At 50.0% G+C, this 23058-nt stretch carries 19 protein-coding genes; all 19 read left to right on the top strand.

From position 1 onward, the window contains the following. Positions 1-110 precede the first annotated feature (110 nt). The 19 genes from KQJ23_RS14540 (at position 111) to dapA (ending at position 22931) form a co-directional block, all read left to right on the top strand. Positions 111-4436 carry a PolC-type DNA polymerase III gene (locus KQJ23_RS14540; RefSeq protein ID WP_216479598.1) on the top strand — a complete coding sequence of 1442 codons (4326 nt, stop codon included), beginning with the start codon at positions 111-113 and terminating at the stop codon, positions 4434-4436. 152 nt (positions 4437-4588) lie between these two features. Continuing rightward, on the top strand, positions 4589-5050 hold the full coding sequence (gene rimP / locus KQJ23_RS14535; RefSeq protein WP_216479597.1) for a ribosome maturation factor RimP: 462 nt from the start codon (positions 4589-4591) through the stop codon (positions 5048-5050). Between the two features lie 96 nt (positions 5051-5146). Continuing rightward, positions 5147-6244, top strand: a complete 1098-nt coding sequence (nusA, locus tag KQJ23_RS14530) for a transcription termination factor NusA (protein ID WP_216479596.1) — start codon at positions 5147-5149, stop codon at positions 6242-6244. Positions 6245-6298: 54 nt separating this feature from the next. Next, a complete protein-coding gene (rnpM, locus tag KQJ23_RS14525; RefSeq protein WP_216479595.1) occupies positions 6299-6616 on the top strand; it encodes an RNase P modulator RnpM in 318 nt (105 codons plus the stop codon). Then, positions 6609-6932: a L7Ae/L30e/S12e/Gadd45 family ribosomal protein gene (locus tag KQJ23_RS14520; protein WP_216479594.1), complete on the top strand. Its 324-nt coding sequence runs from the start codon at positions 6609-6611 to the stop codon at positions 6930-6932. The genes rnpM and KQJ23_RS14520 overlap by 8 nt, the downstream gene beginning before the upstream one ends. Next, on the top strand, positions 6925-9579 hold the full coding sequence (gene infB, locus KQJ23_RS14515) for a translation initiation factor IF-2 (RefSeq protein WP_216479593.1): 2655 nt from the start codon (positions 6925-6927) through the stop codon (positions 9577-9579). Before KQJ23_RS14520 ends, infB begins: the two co-directional genes overlap by 8 nt. 15 nt (positions 9580-9594) lie before the next feature. After that, entirely contained in the window at positions 9595-9948 is a 354-nt protein-coding gene (gene rbfA / locus KQJ23_RS14510; protein ID WP_216479592.1) for a 30S ribosome-binding factor RbfA, read from the top strand. A gap of 18 nt (positions 9949-9966) precedes the next feature. Continuing rightward, complete coding sequence (locus tag KQJ23_RS14505) at positions 9967-10944, top strand: DHH family phosphoesterase (RefSeq protein WP_216479591.1); 978 nt, start codon at positions 9967-9969, stop codon at positions 10942-10944. Then, entirely contained in the window at positions 10941-11861 is a 921-nt protein-coding gene (gene truB / locus KQJ23_RS14500) for a tRNA pseudouridine(55) synthase TruB (protein WP_216479590.1), read from the top strand. Before KQJ23_RS14505 ends, truB begins: the two co-directional genes overlap by 4 nt. 323 nt (positions 11862-12184) lie before the next feature. After that, complete coding sequence (locus KQJ23_RS14495) at positions 12185-13135, top strand: bifunctional riboflavin kinase/FAD synthetase (RefSeq protein WP_216479589.1); 951 nt, start codon at positions 12185-12187, stop codon at positions 13133-13135. Positions 13136-13289: 154 nt separating this feature from the next. Beyond that, the gene (gene rpsO, locus KQJ23_RS14490) at positions 13290-13559 is read left to right on the top strand and encodes a 30S ribosomal protein S15 (protein ID WP_044478403.1); all 270 of its coding nucleotides are present in this window, start codon (positions 13290-13292) and stop codon (positions 13557-13559) included. 268 nt (positions 13560-13827) lie between these two features. Beyond that, positions 13828-15933, top strand: a complete 2106-nt coding sequence (gene pnp, locus KQJ23_RS14485) for a polyribonucleotide nucleotidyltransferase (RefSeq protein WP_216479588.1) — start codon at positions 13828-13830, stop codon at positions 15931-15933. A gap of 147 nt (positions 15934-16080) precedes the next feature. Continuing rightward, positions 16081-17070, top strand: coding sequence for a polysaccharide deacetylase family protein (locus tag KQJ23_RS14480; RefSeq protein ID WP_216479587.1), 990 nt, complete (start codon positions 16081-16083; stop codon positions 17068-17070). 117 nt (positions 17071-17187) lie between these two features. Further along, entirely contained in the window at positions 17188-18441 is a 1254-nt protein-coding gene (locus KQJ23_RS14475; protein WP_216479586.1) for a M16 family metallopeptidase, read from the top strand. Next, positions 18431-18880 (top strand): dUTP diphosphatase, encoded by a 450-nt coding sequence (gene dut / locus KQJ23_RS14470; RefSeq protein WP_249529782.1) that lies wholly within the window; start codon positions 18431-18433, stop codon positions 18878-18880. The genes KQJ23_RS14475 and dut overlap by 11 nt, the downstream gene beginning before the upstream one ends. A 292-nt stretch (positions 18881-19172) precedes the next feature. Next, complete coding sequence (dpsA, locus tag KQJ23_RS14465; RefSeq protein ID WP_216479690.1) at positions 19173-20069, top strand: dipicolinate synthase subunit DpsA; 897 nt, start codon at positions 19173-19175, stop codon at positions 20067-20069. Then, on the top strand, positions 20069-20668 hold the full coding sequence (locus KQJ23_RS14460; protein ID WP_216479584.1) for a dipicolinate synthase subunit B: 600 nt from the start codon (positions 20069-20071) through the stop codon (positions 20666-20668). The genes dpsA and KQJ23_RS14460 overlap by 1 nt, the downstream gene beginning before the upstream one ends. 123 nt (positions 20669-20791) lie before the next feature. After that, the gene (gene dapG, locus KQJ23_RS14455; protein WP_216479583.1) at positions 20792-22012 is read left to right on the top strand and encodes an aspartate kinase; all 1221 of its coding nucleotides are present in this window, start codon (positions 20792-20794) and stop codon (positions 22010-22012) included. Between the two features lie 55 nt (positions 22013-22067). Next, the gene (gene dapA / locus KQJ23_RS14450; RefSeq protein WP_216479582.1) at positions 22068-22931 is read left to right on the top strand and encodes a 4-hydroxy-tetrahydrodipicolinate synthase; all 864 of its coding nucleotides are present in this window, start codon (positions 22068-22070) and stop codon (positions 22929-22931) included. Positions 22932-23058: the final 127 nt, after the last annotated feature.

Genomic DNA, 23058 nt, shown 5'->3' with positions numbered 1-23058 from the left:
GTTGATTGGCTTCCGGCAGAGGAAGTACGGCAGGATGATTCCTGTCTTTCGCTGCCGGAAGCTTTGCTATTATAAAATTCTATTTCCACTACGGCGATGGGGGGAGAAGCATGTCTGACGCTAAGGGGAAGAGAACACGGCTTGAACTGTTAATGAAGCAGGCGGAGGTTCCGGCCCAAGTTATCGATCCGTATTTTCTTGATGGGGTTATTGAAGCGGTTGAGGTCAGCCGAAGCAATAAAGCGTGGTTGATTACACTCAGCAAGTCCACGCTAGTTCCAGCTCAAGTCTACCGAACATTTTATACGCGCATAAAGGATAGGATGGAGCATATTGCCCAGATATCATTCTTATTCCGTTATGAGGACCCGGTTTCGCCTGGGGAGATTGTTGGGGAATATTGGAAGCTATTTCTGGAGTGGGTACAGCGTGAGATTCCGTCGGTCAATGGCTGGATGGCCAGAGCGACGCATGAAGTGGACGGGGACTTGGTGTCGGTAACATTTACCGATGAGACTTCACTGGAGCTGGCTCGGAAAAAAAATATAGATAAGGCGATCACGGCATATTACGATACTTTTTTTGGATTGCCGCTGCGCGTAAAGCTGCTGACCGGTGAGGATGCAGCAACTGCATTTGAAGAGTTCCAACAGCGGATTGAGGAAGAAAATCGGGAAGCGATCAGTCGGATGATGATGGATAGCCTGAGCTCGGAGGCCCCGCCGGAAGAAGTTGTGGATAATGAAGAGGTCATCAAACTGCAAATTGGCTATGATATCAGGGAACAGGCGGTACCTATTCAGGATATCCAGGATGAAGAGAAGAAAATAACGGTTCAGGGTACTATTTTTGGACTGGACCGTAAAGAACTTCGGAATGGCAACACGCTGTTCATGTTCTATTTGACGGATTTCACGGATTCCCTGCAAATGAAGCTGTTCGCCAAGAATAAGGAAGATTTAAAGGTAATGGGTCAACTCGCCAACGGCAAATGGATCAAAGCAAGGGGCAAGGTAGAAATGGACCGCTTTATGCAAATCCCTGAGCTGGTGATGATTCCTTCGGATTTGTCCGAGGTTCAGGCTCCGCCTTCCCGGAAGGATCAAGCTGAGGAGAAGCGTGTTGAATTCCATCTGCATACTACCATGAGCACGATGGATGCCGTAACTCCGATTGGAGATTACGTCAAACAAGCCGCTAAATGGGGGCACAAGGCCATTGCGGTAACCGATCATGGCGGGATCCAGTGCTATCCGGATGCAGCCAAGGCTGCAAAAAAGAACGGAATCAAAATGATCTATGGTGTGGAAGCTAATATTGTGAATGACAATGTGGCCGTTGTGCTGAATCCTCGTCCTGAGGAATTAAAGACAGCGACATTCATCGTATTCGACATCGAGACCACCGGTTTATCGGTGACCCAGAACAAAATTATTGAAATTGCTGCCGTTAAAATGGTGGATGGCAAGGAAATAGACCGCTATGCCACCTTTGTGAATCCTCATGAGCGTATTCCTTATAATATTCAGCAATTGACGAATATCAATGACGATATGGTCAAGGATGCCCCAGATGTAGAACCGGTATTGGAAGAGTTCATCACCTTTATCGGCGATGCGATATTGGTGGCGCATAATGCGAGATTTGACTTTGACTTTGTAAATGCCAAGCTCAAAGAACTAGGAAGGCCTGCCATGACTAATCCGGTGTTGGATACGCTGGAAATGGCCCGTCTGCTGTATCCGAGCATGAAAAATCATCGGCTCAATACGCTTGCTGCCAAATATAAAGTGTCGCTTGAAAATCACCACCGGGCGATCGACGATACACTTGCCCTGGGTCAGATCCTGATTGGATTAATTGAAGATGCTGACAAGCAGGAAGGGATCGTCTCCCTGGAGCGGCTCAATGACCGGGTCGGCAAGGACTTATCCAATGCCCGTCCGTTTCATAGCGGAATCTATGCACTGAATATGACGGGCAAGAAAAATCTGTTCAAGCTGGTCTCCATGTCTCATACCCAATACTTCAAGCGGGTAGCATGCATTCCGAAATCAAAGCTTGCAGATATGCGTGAAGGGTTACTGATTATGTCAGGCTGCGAAAAGGGCGAATTTTTCGAGGCCGTACTTAACAAATCCATGGAAGAAGCAGAGGGTATCGCGGATTTCTATGATGTGCTGGAAATCCAGCCGCTGACGATGTACATGCATCTTTTGGACAAAGGGCTTGTGGGCAGTGTAGAAGAGCTGAAGACCGCGGTGCGCAAAATCGTTGAGATTGGCTTTAAGCTAAATAAGCCGGTAGTTGCTACGGGCAATGTGCATTATCTGGATCCGCGGGACAAGCTGTATAGGGATATTACGATCCATGGCATTACCGGATTTAGTCCGCTGAAGGATATCCGCAAGCCGGATGCTCATTTCCGGACGACAGACGAGATGCTGGAAGAATTCGAATTTTTGGGCAAAGATAAGGCATTTGAAGTTGTCGTGACCAACACGGCTGAGCTTGCTGACCGCTTTGAAGAGTTAGAACTGTTCCCGGATAAGCTGTTCACGCCGATACTGGAAGGCGCGGATGAGGAAATCCGGAACACTTGCTATGAGACCGCTAGATCCATCTACGGGGAGGAGCTTCCCGATGTCGTCGTGAAGCGGCTTGAGAAGGAATTGGAACCGATTATCAAATACGGGTTCTCTGCGAACTATCTCATTTCCGAGCGGCTGGTAAAAAAGTCGAACCAGGATGGATATCTGGTTGGCTCACGGGGCTCTGTAGGCTCCTCGGTCGTTGCGACCTTCCTGGGCATTTCCGAAGTAAATCCGCTGCCGGCACATTATATCTGTACGAATCCGGAATGTAAGCATAGCGAATGGTTTCTGGATGGCAGCGTGCCAAGCGGGTTCGACTTGCCTGATAAGCCCTGTCCGAAGTGCGGACAGAAGCTGAAGGGGGAAGGACAGGATATTCCGTTCGAGACCTTCCTTGGCTTTAAAGGTGATAAGGTTCCCGATATCGACTTGAACTTTTCCGGTGAATATCAGCCCCAGGCCCATAACTTTACCAAGGTCATGTTCGGTGAGAAGAATGTGTTCCGGGCGGGAACCATCGGTACAGTTGCTGAGAAAACAGCATTCGGTTTTGCCAAGAAATACGAAGAAGAGCATCACAAGCATTGGCGTGGCGCGGAGCTTAACCGACTGGCCGCTGGCTGTACGGGCGTCAAGCGGAGCACGGGCCAGCATCCGGGCGGGATTGTCGTCGTGCCGGATTATATTGAAGTAGAAGATATAACGCCAGTGCAATATCCAGCCGATGATACGGAAGCGGAATGGATGACCACGCACTTCGATTATCACGCCTTTGATGCGAACCTGCTCAAGCTTGATATTCTCGGGCATGATGATCCGACCATGATGCGGATGCTGCAGGATTTAACGGGTGTTGATCCGACGACCATTCCGATGAATGATCCCAAGGTCATGTCGATGTTCAACTCTACGGAATCGCTAGGGGTCTCGCCTGGGCAAATCCGCACTCCGGTAGCAACATACGGGATACCCGAAATGGGTACCAAGTTCGTAAGACAGATGTTGGTTGAATCCCAGCCGTCCTCCTTTGCGGATTTGCTGCAAATCTCCGGATTGTCGCATGGAACCGGCGTATGGCTCGGCAATGCCCAGGAGCTGATCAAGAACGGAACCTGTAACATCAAGACCGTTATCGGATGCCGGGACGATATTATGCTGTTCCTGATCTATAAGGCGGGAATGGATGCAGGTCTTGCCTTTAAAATTACGGAGAGTGTGCGTAAGGGCAAGGGGTTGTCTCAGGAATGGATTGATGAAATGAAGAAGTGCAAGGTTCCGCAATGGTATATTGATTCTTGCCTGAAGATCCAGTATATGTTTCCGAAGGCGCATGCGGCGGCCTATGTTATTTCAGCCGTGCGTACCGCCTACTTCAAGCTCTATTATCCGATTGAATATTATGCGACTTACTTCTCGGTCCGGGGCGAGGACTTCGATCTGGAACTGCTCTGTCAGGGCTACGATGCGATCAACCGCAAGATTGACGAGATCGAGCAGAAGGGATTCCAGGCGCTTCCGAAGGAAAAGAACATGCTTCCGATTCTGGAGATGGCACTGGAGATGACCGCGCGCGGCTTCCGGTTCAAGAGCATCGATCTGTATCGTTCCGATGCCACCAGATTTATCGTTGACGGAGATGCGCTGATCCCGCCATTCTCGGCCTTGGGCGGAATTGGCGTCAATGCGGCCCGCAACATTGCGGCCGCGAAGGAACAAGGCGAGTTCCTGTCAATCGAAGACTTCCAGCAAAAGTCAAAGGCGAGTAAGACTATCGTTGAATTGCTCGGCTCGATGGGCTGCTTCCGCGGCTTGCCGGAGAGCAACCAGCTATCGCTGTTTTAAGCGGACGTAAAGGGGATTTACTTGTCAGTCTTAACGGACTATGTTATAATTTTTTTGGTAATCATGAAGATAGAACCGTTGCTAAAAGAGTGGGGAAACCCACTCTTTACTGTTTGGTATACAGGAAACAACCATATGGAGGTAATGTAAGCTTGAGCACACCGAAGATCAAAGCGGCCGTCGAGGATATGGTCAACCCTTATTTGGAGGAAAACGGCTTTGAGCTGATAGACATTGAATATGTAAAGGAAGGCAGCAATTGGTTTTTGCGTGTTTTCGTCGATAAGGACGGAGGCATCGATATCGATGACTGCGGCCGGATCAGTGAGTTTTTGAGCGAGAAGCTTGATGCGAACGATCCGATTCCTACAGCTTATTTTCTGGAAGTATCCTCGCCCGGTGCGGAACGTCCGCTCAAGAAAGCGGAGGACGTTGCAAAGGCGGTCGGCAAGGATGTATTCGTAACTACATATGAACCGGTCAATGGCTTGAAGGAGTTCGAGGGTCGGCTGCTCTCTTTTGCGGGTGAAGAGCTCGTGATCGAGATCGGCAAGAAGACTCATACGGTTCCTTACGGTAAAGTCGCCAGCGCCCGGTTGGCCATTATATTTTAGGGCTGTTCAGCCTCGTTGCTGAGCAGGCTCTTTAAGCTGAAAAGTACACGGTTTATATGAATGGGTTGGCACTATGAAAGGGGGAACTCGAGGCAAATGAGTATGGATTTTATCGAAGCCATGAATGAGTTGGAAAGAGAAAAAGGAATCAGCAAGGATATTCTGTTTGAAGCTATTGAAGCAGCATTGATCTCCAGCTACAAACGGAATTTTAACGCAGCACAGAATGTACGGGTTGATATGAACCGCCATACCGGTGCGATTAAGGTGTTTGCACGGAAGATGGTTGTGGAGGATGTATTGGATCCGCGTACCGAGATTTCACTGCCTGCAGCGCGGGAATTGAACCCGAGCTTCCTGATTGATGATGTGGCTGAGATCGAGGTGACACCTCGCGACTTCGGACGTATCGCTGCCCAGACGGCAAAGCAGGTTGTGACACAGCGCATCCGTGAAGCGGAGCGCGGCTTGATCTATAATGCCTTCGTTGAAAAAGAAGAAGACATTGTTACGGGTATTGTGCAGCGTCAGGATCTGCGCAATATTTTTGTAGATTTGGGTAAAGTGGAAGCGCATCTTCCGCTGAACGAGCTGATGCCGAACGAGAAGTTCAAGCACGGCGACCGGATCAAGGCCTATATTACCAAAGTAGAGAACACGACAAAAGGTCCTCAGATTCTGCTGTCGCGTACACATCCTGGACTGCTGAAACGTCTGTTCGAGCTTGAAGTGCCTGAAATTTTCGAAGGCGTGGTTGAAATTCGCTCCGTAGCTCGCGAAGCAGGCTTCCGTTCCAAAATTGCGGTATATTCCCGCAACCCGGAAGTGGACCCGGTCGGCTCCTGCGTTGGACCTAAAGGAACCCGCGTACAGACCATTGTGAATGAACTGCGTGGAGAGAAGATCGATATCGTTCGCTATTCGGACAGTATCGAAGAATATGTTGCTAATGCACTGAGCCCATCCAAAGTGCTGGAGGTTCAAGTGTTTGAGGCTGAGAAAATGGCTCGCGTCATTGTTCCGGACTATCAACTTTCTCTGGCAATCGGTATTAAGGGACAGAATGCCCGCCTGGCAGCTAAGCTGACCGGCTGGAAGATTGATATCAAGAGCGAGACGCAAGCTGAAGAGGAATTCGGCAGAGAGAAGACCAACCAAGAAGAACTGCCTCAAGACTCTGTTTCAATTGATTAAGCGATTATTCGCTTTATTGAAATAGCCCGTAAGGGAATGGACGGGGGTTATGAAATGAAGCCTAGAAAAGTGCCGCTGCGCAAATGCGTAGCATGCCAGCAAATGATGCCGAAGAAATCCCTAATACGCATAGTGCGTTCACCGGAAGGCCAGGTATCGATTGATCTGACCGGCAAAAAGTCGGGGCGGGGAGCCTATTTGTGTGGACAGGTGGCTTGCTTCAAGCTTGCCCACAAGAATCGAGCTCTCGACCGGGCCCTGAATTCCCCGGTAGGTCCCGAGGTTTATGAGCAACTTGCCAGAGACTTCCTGGCCGTGGAGGAAGAGTACCTTCTCACCCGTGACCGGGAAGGAGATGACGATCATGAGTAAAATGCTATCCCATCTCGGCCTTGCTGTTAGAGCGGGAAAGCTGTTGACAGGAGATGAACTTGTTCTGAAAGGAATTCGTTCATCGGAAGCAAGACTTGTCGTTATAGCGGCCGACGCTTCGCCGAATACAATAAAGAAATTCCGTGACAAATGCAGAACCTACAAAATCCCATTGATCATCGGATTCGACCGTGACCGGCTCGGATCCAGCGTAGGTAAGCCGGAGCGGGTCGTACTCGCACTGACGGATCAAGGGTTTGCCGATATGATTGCCAAAGAAATCGAGAATACGTCGGAGGTGGAGTATATTGAGTAAACAAGATAACAAAGATAAGCTCAGGGTGTATGAATACGCCAAATCCCTAAATATGAGCAGCAAAGAAATCATCACGATTCTTAAGCGTCTTAATATCCCGGTTAATAATCACATGAGTGTCATGGAGAATGACTCCGTTACTCGTGTAGAACAATTCTTCAAGGATATTAAGAGCAATGCAGCTGCCAAACGGACCGAGGCTCCCGCTAAATCGCCGGCTCCGGCTTCCGCAGGAGGAAGCCAGTCGCCTAGATCAACGTCAGGAGAAGGGAATCAGGCTCGTCCAGAACCTACTCGAAGCCCTGAAGGGCAACAGAGATCGCAATACAAAAATCAACAAGAAAAGCAGGTAAGCATGAATAAAACAACTCAAAACACCCATTCGTCTGCCACTGGCAGCACTCAAGCTACACAGGAAAGATCGAACAATCGTCCTAGCGGCGGACAACAGCAATCCCAAGGCTCCAGACCAAGACCAAATCAATCGTCGAATCCAAACCGGGGGCCTCAGCAAGGGAGAAGTCAAGGCCAGGGCCAAGGGCAGTCCCAAGGTCAAGGATCACGTAACGATTCCTCTAACCGTTCTGGCGGGGGCAACAATCGTCCTGCACAGCCGAACCGCAATTCATCTACAAGCGGCAATTCCAGTCAAGGAGGAGGCTTCTCCGGAAACTCCAGAGGCGGTCAAGGTGGTGCAGGTACCCAGTCTAACTCCAATTCCAATTTTGGTCAGCAGGGTAACCGCAAAGGCCCCAACAACAGCAATTACAATAAATCGAATCGTTCGTTCGACGATAACCGTCAAGGCGGCTACAAGAATAACCGTGGCGGCAAAGGGAATCGCGGCAGAGGCGGATACAATCAACAGCCGCCTCGCGAGAAGATCGACAATACGCCGAAGAAGATTATTGTTCGCGGAACGATGACTGTTGGTGAGACAGCTAAATTGCTTCACAAGGATGCGAGTGAAGTAATCAAGAAGCTGATTTCCCTCGGTGTTATGGCTACGATTAACCAAGAACTGGACATCGACACGATCCTCTTGCTTGCCGGTGATTTCGGCGTAGAGGTTGAAGTGAAGATTCCGGTCGAGGACGATCGTTTTGAGACGATTGAAGAAGTGGACGATGCAGCTGATCTGCGTGAGCGTCCTCCGGTTGTGACCATTATGGGTCACGTCGACCACGGGAAAACCACGTTGCTTGATGCGATCCGTTCCACCAATGTTACCGGCGGAGAAGCCGGCGGCATTACTCAGCATATCGGCGCTTATCAGGTTGAGATCAACAGCAAGAAGATTACCTTCCTGGATACGCCGGGCCACGAAGCATTTACAGCTATGCGCGCTCGCGGAGCACAGCTGACAGACATTACGATTATCGTGGTTGCTGCCGATGACGGTGTAATGCCTCAGACGGTAGAAGCCGTTAACCATGCTAAAGCAGCGGAATTGCCTATTATCGTCGCTGTGAACAAGATTGATAAGCCGGAAGCGAATCCTGATCGTGTGAAGCAGGAGCTGACAGAATATGGTCTTGTTCCGGAAGAATGGGGCGGGGATACGATCTTCGTCAACGTTTCAGCGAAACAGAGAATGGGACTTGAGGGTCTTTTAGAAATGATTCTGCTGGTAGCAGAAGTGAACGAATATAAAGCGAATCCGAATAAGCGCGCTCGCGGTGCTGTTATCGAGGCCGAGTTGGACAAGAGCAGAGGTCCTGTGGCCCGTATTCTGGTTCAACACGGAACCTTGAAGGTCGGCGACGCATTCGTAGCGGGGAATTCGTTCGGACGGGTTCGTGCAATGGTCAATGACAAGGGCCGCCGCCTGAAGGAAGCAGGACCATCTACACCTGTCGAGATTACTGGCTTAACAGAGGTTCCGCAAGCCGGTGATCCGTTCATGGTGTTCGAGGATGAGCGTAAAGCTCGTTCTATTGCGGAGAAGCGTGCCATTACTCAGCGACAATCCGATCTTGGAGCCAACACTCGCGTAACGCTTGATGATCTGTTCCGTCATATTAAGGAAGGCGAGATCAAGGATCTGAATGTCATTATCAAGGCTGACGTGCAAGGGTCTGTTGAAGCACTCAAGAGCTCCTTGGAGAAAATCGAAGTGGAGGGCGTGCGCGTCAAGATTATCCACAGCGGTGCTGGTGCAATTACCGAATCCGATGTTATTCTCGCCGCAGCATCCAATGCGATTATTATCGGATTTAACGTTCGTCCGGATACCCAGACGAAGACGACAGCTGAGCAGGAAAAGGTTGATATCCGTCTGCATCGCATCATTTACAATGCGATTGAGGAAATCGAGCAGGCCATGAAGGGAATGCTGGATCCGGTATATAAAGAAGCCGTGATCGGTCATGCGGAAGTCCGCAATACCTTCAAGATCAGCAAGGTGGGCACGATTGCCGGATGTATGGTTACACAAGGCAAGATTTCCCGGAATGCCGAAGCACGTCTGATCCGTGACGGCATCGTTATTTATGAAGGCAAAATTGATTCGCTGAAGCGGTTTAAGGATGACGCAAAAGAAGTTGCACAAGGTTATGAGTGCGGGATTACCCTGGATAACTATAATGACCTTAAAGAAGGCGACATTGTCGAAGCGTTCGTCATGGAAACCGTGGAACGCAAATAAGATGGGGTGACTCTCATGGCAAAAAATCGTACCGGTCGCGTAAGCGAGCAGATCAAGAAGGAACTCAGTGTATTGATCCAAACAGAGCTGAAGGATCCGCGAATCGGCTTTGTCACCATTACGGGCGTCGAAGTAACAAGCGACTTGTCCCAGGCAAAGGTATATTTGAGTGTTTTCGGTGATGAGGATGCCAAGCAGGCTTCGCTGAAGGGGCTGGACAAAGCAAACGGCTTTTTGCGGACTGAGCTGGGCAAACGGATTCGGCTTCGTCATACACCCGAGCTGATCTTCAAGATCGACGAGTCGATCGCCTATGGAAGCAGAATCGAGAAGCTTCTGGGAGAAATCTCCCATGAAGAGGAAAATTAGAATTTAAAGGAGACGGCAATGCAGACTCATGAACAGGAGTTCATTCAGGCGCAACAATTCCTGAAGGAACATGATCAATTCCTCGTCGTGTCGCATGTACAGCCGGACGGAGATGCAGTCAGTTCTACCCTTGTGGTGGGCTGGCTTCTCTCATGTCTGGGCAAGAAATACGTTATGGTTAATGAAGGTCCGATACCTAAGCGTATGGAGATCCTGGAGAACTCAGAAGACATCGTTGATCTGTCCCAGCAGCCGCTTGATGAAACCTTCGATTACATTGTTTGTGTCGATTGCGCCGACTTTAAGCGGACCGGAAAGACTAGCCTGTTATTTTCAGAGCATGCCCGTATTTTGAATATTGACCATCATCCTACCAATAACGGATTTGGCACCTTCAATCTCATTGTGGAAAAGGCGGCTGCGACCGCTGAAATTCTCTTTGATCTGATTACCTTCATGGGGATTAAATTGAACCTTGCTACGGCAACGGCTCTGTATACCGGATTGTTGACGGACACCGGCGGCTTCCGCTACTCAAATACCTCGCCGAAGGTCATGGAGACCGCATCCAAGCTTCTTGAATATGGCGTGGATGGCCCAGGCCTCAGCGAACTATTTTTGGAGCAGATGACATTTCCTCAGCTCAAGCTGCTGACCCGGGTGTTGAACGGTCTGCAAATGAGCGGGGATGGAAAGATCAGCTGGGTGACCGTCGATGATGGGGATCTGAGCGCGACAGGAGCGATTCATGAGGATATGGAGGGGATTGTGAATTACCCTCGCAATATCCAGGGCGTAGAAGTCGGGCTCTTGTTTAAAGTCATTGACGAGACAGCGGTCAAGGTTAGCATGCGTTCTGCCGGGAAGGTCGACGTTGCCCGAGTTGCCCAGCATTTTGGGGGCGGCGGACATGTCCGCGCTGCGGGAGCACGTCTTGAAGGAAAGCTGGACGATGTCATTCGCCGTGTGATCGAGCAGGTGAAGGCAGAGCTATGAATAAGACAAGCTATGAAGGTATTTTACCGATTCATAAGCCTGTGGACTTCACCTCTCATGATGTCGTAGCTAAGACCCGAGGCATTTTGCGGATGAAGCGTATAGGACATACGGGGACTCTCGATCCCGCGGTGACCGGCGTACTGCCGCTTTGCTTGGGACGTGCGACCAGAATGGTAGAATATTTGCAGGAGCTTCCCAAGGAATATGAAGCAACGCTCGTTCTGGGTGTGGCAACGGATACCGAGGACTTAACCGGCACGATCACCGAAGAGCAGGAACGGGTTCAAGTAACTGAAACACAGCTCAAGGAAGTGCTGGGCCGCTTTATGGGGACAAGTTCTCAGATTCCGCCGATGTATTCGGCGCTGAAGCAGAACGGAAAACGGCTATACGAGCTGGCAAGAGAAGGAGTTACGGTTGAAAGAGCTCCAAGAGAGGTAACGATTTACGAGCTGGAGCTCCTTCATTTTGATGGTTCGAAGGATCACCCTGAGCTTACATTCCGTGCATTATGCTCAAAGGGGACATATATTCGAACGCTATGCGTGGATATCGGACGCGCTTTGGGGGTTCCGGCAGCAATGAAGCAATTGAAGCGGACGATGTCGGCTGGGATTACCGAATCCCATTGTCTGACGCTGGAAGAAGTGGCTGTCCGCGTACAAAATGGCACCCTTCAAGAAGCGTTGCTGCCTGTGGACGAAGCCGTTCGTCATCTTCCCGCTCATACCGTTCATGAAAGCAGGCTTAAGGGAGCTTTGCAGGGACAACGCCTGTCGCGGAGTGCGGTTGAGCCGCCGGCAGTTCCAGGGTCTCTAATGAGACTCTATAGTCCTGATCAGGTCTTCATGGGGATTTACAGAAGCGATGATGAGACCGGCACCGTAAGCCCGGTCAAGGTGTTTTTGCCATAGAAGCAATTATATAAGTTGAATTCATTTTGTTGTGCAGTTACTATGTATGTTGAACTAAAAGAGCTGCGTGGAAAGGGCATAGGTGTGAAATGTTCTGGAAGAAGCGGGAGCGTTCGCCTTTGTGAGTGGATTTCTACCTTAAGATGGCTTAGTTCAGTCAGAGAAATCCGCGAATAACAGCGATTGGAAGAACACTTCACATGTTGCCCCAGCATGCATAATCTTTAGTTCAACCTATATACATACGTTGCCCTGCGACGCATGATCATTAGTTCAACTTATATAGCAACGAGAAATCAGACTGGAATTGCAGGTGAAATGTAATGGAGACGATAACCTTAACTTATCCTTTGACAGATTCAGCTATAACTGCGGCTGCCGGACCACAGGTTCTGGCAATCGGTCAATTTGATGGTTTACATCTGGGACATGCCAGCGTCATTAAGACAGCGGTTCAGTTGGCCAGGGAACTAGGCTTGCCTGCAGCGGTTATGTCCTTTCACCCCCATCCGAAAGAGGTCATGAAAAAAGGGGATTACGAAGGCTACCTGACTCCTCCTCAAGAGAAAGAGCGCGTTCTTCAGGGAATGGGCGTTGATTACTTATACGTCGTGGAATTCAATGATGCCTTCTCCAGAGTCAGCCCGCAAAATTTTGTGTGCGGCATGCTTGTACCTCTGCATGTACATACGGCCGTAGTCGGCTTTGATTTCCGCTTCGGGTACCGCGGAGAAGGTCATGCGGATTTGCTACAGGAGCTTAGCGAGAACAAGCTTCAAGTTAATACAGTCCCGCCTTTCTTGATTCATGAAGAAAAGGTCAGCAGTTCGGGCATTCGCAGAGCGCTGCAGGATGGAAATATGGAGCTAACCAAGCAGTGGCTTGGTCGTCCCTATACGGTTAAGGGAACAGTAATGCATGGAGAAAAGCGCGGCCGCCTGCTTGGGTTTCCCACGGCGAATGTGCAGCCGGACGAGCATTATGTCCTTCCGGCCAGAGGCGTATACGCAGTTCTTGCGGAGTACCAGGACAAAAAGTGGCTGGGAGTCATGAATGTCGGTGTTAAGCCGACCTTTCATGACAACGGGACCCGTCCCTCGCTTGAGGTTCATCTGCTTGACTTTGAAGGTCAACTGTATGGAGAAGAGCTGCGGATCGAGCTGATTCAGTATATCCGGGAGGAACGGAAGTTCTCCGGTATGGATGAACTGATTGGCCAGATCACCAAGGATGCCGTGACAGCCAAGCACATATTGACCGCTTCGGACTTTTGAACTGACATTTACTTTATATAGATATCTGTGATATACTGATATACGTTGCATAAGCGGAGTATTCCGTGTGATGTAACGCAACCTTGGCTTGGTTACCGGTCTCACCGTCCGGCTACTAGGCTAACGGCGATTTGAATAAGAGGAGGTGAACAGGATGGCATTAACTCAAGAACGTAAACAACAACTGATCGAAGAGCACAAAACTCATGAATCCGATACCGGATCACCAGAGGTGCAAATTGCTATCCTTACGGAGAACATCGTGAATTTGACGGACCACTTGCGTACGCACAAGAAGGACCATCATTCCCGTCGCGGTCTTCTGAAGATGGTTGGTCAACGCCGCAAGCTGTTGGCTTACTTGAAGAACAAAGACGTAAGACGTTACTCCGCTTTGATTGAAAAGCTTGGATTGCGTCGTTAATTTGCATGTGTTTGACCGAAGCAGCCTGGTTGCCGCCGATTCGCTCCTATGCGGACGGCGACATGCCGGGTTGTTTTTGAAAGAAGACAAATATGCATAAGGTATAAAATTGCCTGCAAACGCGGTAGGGCCTCCTTGATCGTACGTCGCCAGACGTTTTTTTTGTGAACGCACGGACAAGCCTATTGTTTCCGCAGGTTATGAATCCATGCAGGCAGGAAATAATGGGAGTTGTACCGAACTTGTACTTGTGATAAGGAGGGATTTCATGGAAAACCATGTGAAAATGCAATTGGGGGGGAGAACCCTCATTCTCGAAACCGGACGCTTGGCGAAGCAAGCCAATGCTGCGGTAATGGTTCGCTACGGAGATACGGCGGTGCTCTGTACGGTAACCGCATCTTCTGAACCGAAAGATCTGGATTTCTTTCCGCTGACTGTGAACTACGAAGAAAAGCTCTATGCAGTAGGGAAAATTCCCGGCGGATTTATAAAGCGTGAGGGACGTCCCAGTGAAAAGGCGATTCTCGCCAGCCGTTTGACAGACCGGCCGATTCGTCCATTGTTCCCGGAAGGCTTCCGGAACGATGTGCAGATCGTCAATCTTGTAATGAGCGTGGACCAGGATTGCGAGCCTGAGATTGCCGCTATGATCGGTACTTCAGCAGCGCTGAGTATTTCGGATGTACCGTTTAATGGTCCAATTGGCGGCGTTGCAGTAGGACGGATCAATGGCGAATTCGTCATTAATCCTACGCTGAGCGAGCAGGAAGAAAGCGACATTTATGTGGTTGTATCCGGTACGAAGGATGCCATCATGATGGTAGAGGCCGAAGCGAACGAGGTTCCGGAAGAGGTTATGCTGGAAGCGATCATGTTCGGTCATGATGAAATCAAGAATATTGTGAGTGCCATTGAAGAGCTCGTAGCAGTTGCGGGCAAAGAAAAAATGGCAGTCAAGCTTCATGCTGTTGACGAAAATGTGAACCGTGAGGTTCGTGATTATGCTGCTGGCCGCTTGGTGGAAGCCGTTCGTATTGCTGAGAAGCATGCGCGTCAGGATGCAATTGATGCTATCAATAATGAGACAGTGGCCTATTTCGAGGAGAAGTACATAGAGTCTCCGGAGTTCATGGGCGATGTGAAGGAAGTCCTGCATGATATCGTGAAGGAAGAGGTTCGGCGCCTGATCACGCATGATAAGGTTCGTCCAGATGGACGCAAGCTGAGCGAGATCCGTCCGATTGAGTGCGATATCAACCTGCTGCCGCGTACCCATGGCTCCGGTCTGTTCACGCGTGGTCAGACTCAAGCGCTTAGTATTTGTACGCTTGGCGCGCTGGGCGATGTACAGATTCTTGACGGTATTGATCCGGAAGAATCGAAGCGCTTCATGCATCACTATAATTTCCCTCCGTTCAGCGTAGGGGAAGCTCGTCCACTTCGTGCTCCGGGCCGCCGCGAAATCGGCCATGGCGCCCTTGGTGAGCGTGCGTTGTCTAAGGTCATTCCTCCGGAAGCTGAATTCCCGTACACGATTCGTCTCGTATCCGAGGTGCTGGAATCGAATGGATCGACTTCCCAGGCAAGTATTTGTGCGAGCACGCTTGCCATGATGGATGCGGGTGTACCGATCAAGGCTCCGGTTGCTGGTGTGGCTATGGGTCTGATTAAGGATGGCGAGCATGTATCGATCCTTACCGATATTCAAGGCATGGAAGATCATTTGGGCGACATGGACTTCAAGGTGGCAGGTACCTCAGAAGGCGTAACTGCAATCCAGATGGATATTAAAATTGACGGTATTGATCGTCAAATCTTGACCGACGCTTTGGCTCAAGCGAAGGAAGGACGCATGCACATTTTGTCCAAGATGCTTGAAGTGATCCAGAAGCCGAAGGAGCAGTTGTCTCAGTATGCGCCTAAGATTATGATCATGAACATCAATCCGGACAAAATCCGTGACGTTATCGGTGCCGGCGGCAAAATCATCAACAAAATCATCGAAGAAACCGGCGTAAAGATCGACATCGAACAAGACGGCCGCGTATTCATTGCTTCTGCAAACGAAGAAATGAACCAAAAAGCCCGTTCGATCATCGAAGGCATTGTTCGGGAGGTTATTGTTGGCGAGATCTATATCGGTACGGTAAAACGGATCGAGAAGTTTGGCGCATTTGTGGAAATCTTGCCGGGTAAGGATGGCTTGGTGCATATTTCCCAGCTGTCAACGGAACGGGTTGGCAAAGTGGAAGATGTAGTCGCCATTGGAGATACCGTTACCGTTAAGGTCACAGAAATTGACCAGCAGGGCCGGGTAAATCTGTCCCGTAAAGCGGTCTTGACAGCCGAAACGGAACAATCCCCATCGTAATTTGACCGATTAACAGTTCATACGAAAGAGACAGAATGAAAAGTTCTGGCTCTTTTATTTTTTAAAGGGAAATAAGCCAGTCTCTGTATAATTCAGGACGGGCTTTCATATGATGAGGACAAAACCCGCTGAAGGGATGAGTCTGTCATGAATCGGAAGAAATTCGGTATTATCTTGGCAAGCATTGGTATTATTTTGCTGGTGGGGCATTTAACCGGAGTTCGCAGCTTTGTCAATGGAGACCGTTTGGGTCCGGGGAGAGATGCTTTCAGCCGCTTCGCCGATACGCAGGGTGAGGAGCAATTACGGATCCGGATCACGGAGGAGGCCGCCAAGCGTCGGATCGAACCGATTGACGCGGTTGTTGATCGGGTATGGAAGGCAATCCCGGGTTATAACGGGCGCGAGGTTGATATTGAGCAGACCTACCAGCAGGCAAGGGTAAAGCCTCCTGGTACTCCAATTACCTACATATATAAAGATATTAAGCCAAAGGTCAGCCTCAATGATCTGGGCGCACAGCCGATCTTCAGGGGGAATAGCTTAAAGCCGATGGCAGCATTAATGATCAATGTTGCATGGGGGAACGAGTATATCCCTCCGATGCTGGATGTGCTGGATCAAGAAGGCGTGAAGGCGACTTTCTTTCTGGATGGCAGTTGGTTAAAGAAAAATACGGAGCTTGCCAAAGAGATCCAAAAGCGTGGTCATCAGTTGGAGAATCATGCTTATTCCCATCCAAATATGAGCCAGCTTGGAGATCAGCAGGCCAGGCTGGAAATTTCCAAGACTAAAGATCTGCTGAAGGAGACGCTGGGCGTTCAAAATCGATGGTTCGCGCCGCCCTCAGGCGATTTCAATGATCGAACGGTAAAGCTGGCAGCAGAACAAGGCCTCAAGACGGTGCTGTGGACGGTGGATACGATAGACTGGAGGAAGCCGCCGGCCGATACGATCATCAGCCGAGTCGAAGCCAAGGTTGGCCCAGGCAGCCTGATTCTGATGCACCCGACGGCCTCCACGCGCGATGCCTTGCAGGGCATCATCAAGACCATCCGCAGTAAGGGGCTCCAGCCGGGAACCGTGGAGGAGACCCTGTCTTCGGATAGACTGGACCTGGATGATCAGGCCTCCTGAGCATGTCTATCGCAAAGGTTGAGGAATAGGTTATTTTTTGATAGGATAGGGATGCATTTGTTCATTTGATTAAATCCGATTACGGAAATCGCAGAGTTAAAATGAGGAGGCCTACCGGTGAAGAAGTTGCAATTAAAGAACGGCCTTCGGGTGGTCATGGAGCAGATCCCGACCTGCCGGTCCGTTTCTTTCGGCATTTGGGTGAAGACCGGTTCGCGGAACGAAATGTCAGAGCAAGGCGGGATATCGCATTTTATTGAGCACATGCTGTTTAAAGGAACAGAGCGGTTCAGCGCCAGAGATATAGCTGAGGAATTTGATGCGATCGGCGGCAATGTCAATGCATTTACGTCCAAAGAGTACACATGCTTCTATGCTAAAGTGCTTGATGAACATTTGCCGATAGCAGTCGATATTCTGTCGGATATGTTCTTTCGTTCCAAGTTTGATGAGGAAGAGATGGGTCGTGAGAAAAATGTCATTCTGGAAGAGATCTCGATGTACGAGGATACGCCGGATGATATGGTGCATGATCTGATCACCCAGGCAGCTTATGGAACTCATCCGCTTGCTTTGCCGATTCTCGGCACGGAAGAGAAGCTGCTTGCCATGGGACCGCAGCAGTTATGCAGCTATATGGGTGAAAGGTACACGTTGGATAACATCGTTATCGCCGTCGCCGGAAATATTGACGATTCGATTGTGGATCTGCTGGAGAAGCATTTTGGCGATTTTGAAGGCCAGGGAGAAACAGCTAGCCTGGAAGCTCCTGAATTTATGAGCGGGTTAAAGTTCCACCGCAAAAAGACGGAGCAGAATCATCTATGTCTTTCTTTCCCGGGATTGCCGATCGGTCACCGTAACCAGTATGCGATGGTGCTGCTTAACAATGCACTGGGCGGCGGGATGAGCTCCAGGCTGTTCCAGGAGATTCGGGAGAAGCGGGGCTTGGCGTATTCGGTATATTCCTATCACAGCTCTCACGCAGACAGTGGATTATTCACGGTTTATGCAGGAACGGCGCCAAAGCAGACCAAGGATGTGCTTGACCTGACGATGGAGGTGCTGCACGAGATTTCCCGCAAGGGGATGAGCGAGAATGAGCTGCGCAAGGGCAAGGAACAGCTTAAGGGCAGCCTGATTCTGAGTCTGGAGAGCACGGGAAGCCGTATGAACCGGCTAGGCAAAAATGAGCTGATGACAGGCCGTCATTATACGCTCGATGAAATGATCGAACAGATTGAAGCCGTTACGATGGAACGGGTAACCGAAGTGATCCATGATATGTTCAGCAAGCCATATGCGCTGGCAATGGTAGGAGCTTCGGACCGGGTTCTGTCCGGCGTAAGGAGAGATGAACTTGTCGTATAACGTTCAATTGAAGAGATTTGCCGGAAATGAGGATATTGAGATCCCGCGCAAAATGTCGGAGCTGGCTTCCGGTTTTGATCTGTACGCGGCTGTTATGGAGGATTTGATTCTTCATCCGGGACAACGCGCCTTGGTTCCTACAGGCATTGCGATCGCTATGCCGGGAGGACTTGAAGCGCAAATCAGACCCCGCAGCGGGCTGGCCTTCAAGCACGGCATTACTTGCTTGAATACACCGGGAACCATTGACGCGGATTACCGCGGGGAGATTAAGGTGCTGCTGATTAATCTGGGACAGGAGCCATTTACGATCTCGCGCAATGAACGGATCGCTCAGATGGTGTTCCAGATCGTCCCGGAAGTTGAATTGACACAGGTGGACGAGCTATCAGAAACGGTTCGCGGCGCCGGCGGCTTCGGCCATACAGGCACTAAATAATAGGTTTTCATCAACCGGACAGGGAGATCACCCCTGTCCGGTTTTTTTCTGCCTCTATAAGCATGGGAACGGGCCGTATTTGAAATCGGGTTGCTTCCTCAAAAGTACATTCCGGCAACCCGATTTTAAGAAACGGCAGAAACCCGAATACCGCTTTTCTCCGCTTACCAACGTTTGGACAACGCGCACGCTCTCGAAGCATCAGCTTTTTTCCAATGCGTCCCCTCACCACTTGCCTCTGCATGGCATAAGATGCTTTATACGTATTGCCTGGAAGGAGTGCCGTCTTTTGATGTTAACCGGTCTGACCATTGTCTTTTTAGGGGGTGACGCCCGCCAGGTGGAAGTCATCCACAAATGCATCGAGATGGATGCAACAGTGCGCGTTGTCGGATTCGAGAATCTGACACCTCCGCTGACTGGTATTTCACATGAATCCTTGACTCCGGAGTTGCTTAGAGCGGCGGACTGCATCGTACTCCCTGTTGTCGGGTGCAATGAACAAGGGGAAGTTCCAGCTCCCTTCTCAAGCGCCAGCATTCAATTGAAGAAGGAGATGTTGGCGGAGATTCGAGAAGAAACGCCGGTATTTACAGGGATGGCAAAAGGATATTTAAAGCGAATGGCTTCCGAATATTCCTTTCGTCTGATCGAATTATTGGAACGCGACGAGGTAGCGATTTATAATTCAATTCCTACCGCCGAAGGGGCGGTTATGATGGCGATCCAGAACACGCAGATTACGCTGCATGGATCGAATTGCATTGTTCTGGGAATAGGCAGGACGGGATTCACGCTGGCAAAAACACTGCAAGGTTTGGGAGCAAATGTACAGGTGGGACTACGCAAGGAAGCGGATAGGGCGAGAGCGGTCCAAATGGGCTGGAAGCCTTTTGCGACAACGGATTTGAGCGTTTATCACAGCGGAATTGACTTGATTTTTAACACGATACCGACTATGATAATCACAGCACAAATCATCTCCAGATTGTCTCGAGAGGCGGTCATTATCGACCTTGCCTCCGCCCCCGGAGGAACGGATTTTCGCTTCGCAGAGAAGCGGGGAATCAAGGCAATTCTTGCCCCTGGTCTACCCGGTATTGTAGCTCCCAAAACGGCTGGCATTATTATGGCGAACACGATTATTCAGTCACTTTTGGAAGAGTGTCGACTACGGGGGGATGAATAGTGAACTGGCAGGGGAAAACGGTTGGTTATGCGGTTACGGGATCACATTGTACGCTGGCGGAGATTATGCCGCAGGTGAAACGGTTTGTAGACGCTGGTGCTGAAGTTGTACCGATCATTTCCAATACGGTCATGAGTACGGATACCCGGTTTGGAAATTCAGAAGATTGGCAAAAACAGTTGAAAGATATTACGGGGAATGATATTATTTCTTCAATTGTCGACGCTGAACCGCTTGGTCCGTCAAAGCGTCTGGATGTTCTTGCGATTGCCCCCTGCACAGGGACGACGACCAGCAAGCTGGCGAATGCGGTGACCGACAGCCCGGTGCTGATGGCTGCCAAAGCAACGCTGCGCAATGGCCGTCCTGTTGTAATCGCCGTCTCCACGAATGATGGACTGGGCTTTAATATGGCGAATATCGCCAGGCTGATTGTTGCCAAGCACATTTATTTCGTGCCGTTTGGTCAAGACAGCCCGGAGAAGAAGCCGAATTCTTTGGTTGCACGTATGGAGCTTATTCCTGAAACCTGTTATGCGGCGCTTGAAGGAAGACAACTGCAGCCAGTCATTATTGAACGTTTTCGTGATGGAGTGTAATTTTGAAATGAGTGCAGGACTAAAGCGGCACATTCATTGTGCCGTCGGTCTTTCTGCGGCAAACGAAGCAGAGTAATTGTCGTTCTTCACGCTTGCTCCGCTACTTACATTGGAGGAATACCCATGCGCATTTTAGTGCAAAAATTCGGAGGCACATCTCTCTCGACCAAGGAAGCCAGGGAGAATGTCATCTCACATATTCGCCGGGAACTGGATCATGGTTACCGGCTTGTTGTTGTGGTCTCGGCCATGGGCCGGAAAGGGGATCCGTATGCTACGGATACCTTGCTTGACCTTATTGCTTCAGGAGGAGGCTCACTTCCGTCCCGGGAACAGGATCTGTTGCTTGCTTGCGGAGAAATTATCTCGGCGACGATGCTTTGCAGCCTGCTGCAGGGAGCAGGGATCTCTTCTGTAGTGTTAACCGGGGCCCAGGCCGGATTCAGAACGGACAGCCATTACGGCAATGCTAGAATTCTGGATATGGTGCCTAGCCGGGTGGTGGATGAACTGAACAATAATCAGGTAGTTATTGTAACCGGGTTTCAAGGACAGAACCAAAGCGGTGATTTCACGACGCTTGGACGCGGCGGCAGCGATACATCGGCCACAGCGCTTGGCGCGGCTTTGCATGCGGAAATGGTAGATATCTATACGGATGTGGACGGCATTCTGACCGCGGATCCGCGCATCGTTGAAGATGCCAAGCCGCTGGATTACGTCAGTTATGCTGAAATTTGCAATATGGCTCATCAGGGAGCCAAGGTGATTCATCCGCGAGCGGTTGAAATCGCCATGCAATCCGGCACACCGGTACGGGTGCGCTCCACTTTCTCGCAAAGTGAAGGGACGCTCGTCGCTAATCCGGAAGGCTTCAAGGATGTACAGATTGGTATTGTTGACCGGTATGTGACCGGGATAGCCTATGTAGCGAATGTGACTCAGATCCGAGTTGATTCCGTATCGGGTGCTGCCGACAATTTACAGCTTAAAGTTTTTAAGGCTATGGCAGAGAATGATATTAGTGTTGACTTTATTAATGTGACCCCAACCGGGGTTGCCTATACGGTATTTGACAGCAATGCTTCAAAGGCCGAAGCTGTGCTCAGATCGCTCGGATTCAATCCTTCATTGCTAAGCGGCTGCGCCAAGGTGTCGGTCATCGGCGGCGGAATTAACGGAGTACCCGGTATTATGGCTCGAATCGTAGAGGCGCTTGCAGAGCAGAACATTCAAATTTTGCAGTCCGCGGACTCCAACACTACGATCTGGGTGCTCGTCAATAAAGAAGATATGGTACAGGCGTTGCGCGCCCTGCATGCTAAGTTTGAGCTTGGCAAGTAACGGGAGGCTTGACGACTGCTCTAATATATCAAAAGGATTCTAAGGAGGAGACGACGTGGATTTCGGAAGATTAATAACAGCGATGGTCACGCCCTTTAATGCCCAGGGGGAGATCGACTGGGAAGAGACAGGGAGACTCATCGATTATTTGATCGAGGAGCAGAAGTCTGACAGCCTGGTCGTATGCGGTACGACAGGGGAGTCTCCAACATTAACCGATGAAGAGAAATGTTCTTTATTCGATTATTCGGTCAAACGTGCAGCGGGCCGGTGCAAGATTATTGCCGGTACAGGAAGCAATGGAACGGCTCATTCGATTCACCTGACCCAGGAAGCTGAAAAGCTGGGAGTAGACGGTGTGCTATTGGTTGCACCTTACTATAACAGACCGAATCAGGAAGGGCTTTATCAGCACTTTGCGGCAATTGCCTCTTCAACTGCTTTGCCGGTGATGCTGTACAATGTCCCGCTGCGGACAGCGGTAAGTATCAGCAAGGATACGGTTCTTCGTCTGGCTCAGATTCCGAACATTGCTGCGATTAAGGAATGTGCATCGGTAGAGCAAATCGGCTTCATAGCAGCCGGTGCGCCAGAAGGCTTTGCGATTTATACGGGGGATGATGCTTCGGCTCTGCCAGCCATAGCCGTGGGCGCTTATGGCGTGGTTAGTGTTGCCAGCCATCTTGTCGGGGCCGAGATGAAGGAAATGATCTCCTCGCTGCTTGCCGGTGAGGCTACAAAGGCTGCCAAGCTTCATCATAAGCTGCTTCCTATATTCAAAGGACTGTTCGAATGTCCTAATCCCGTTGCTGTAAAATATGCGCTCAACGAGCGAGGTTATTTGGTCGGCAGCGTCCGTCTTCCGCTGGTTCCTCCGACCGAGCAAGAGGCTGCGAAAATTCTAAGTCTGCTCAAGTAACCCAATAACAGGTCTGATTTCCATAAACCGATGCTGCATTTCAAGCATCGGTTTATTTGTCGTTGCAAAAGGTATGGATACGGGATGAAGAAATCGCTTCACTTGTATTTTAATTATTTAATCATGT

Source organism: Paenibacillus brevis (assembly GCF_018919145.1).
Taxonomy (GTDB): Bacteria; Bacillota; Bacilli; order Paenibacillales; family Paenibacillaceae; genus Fontibacillus; species Fontibacillus brevis.
The sequence above is the reverse complement of the archived record's forward strand: the minus strand, read 5'-3'. Positions and strand labels throughout refer to the sequence as shown.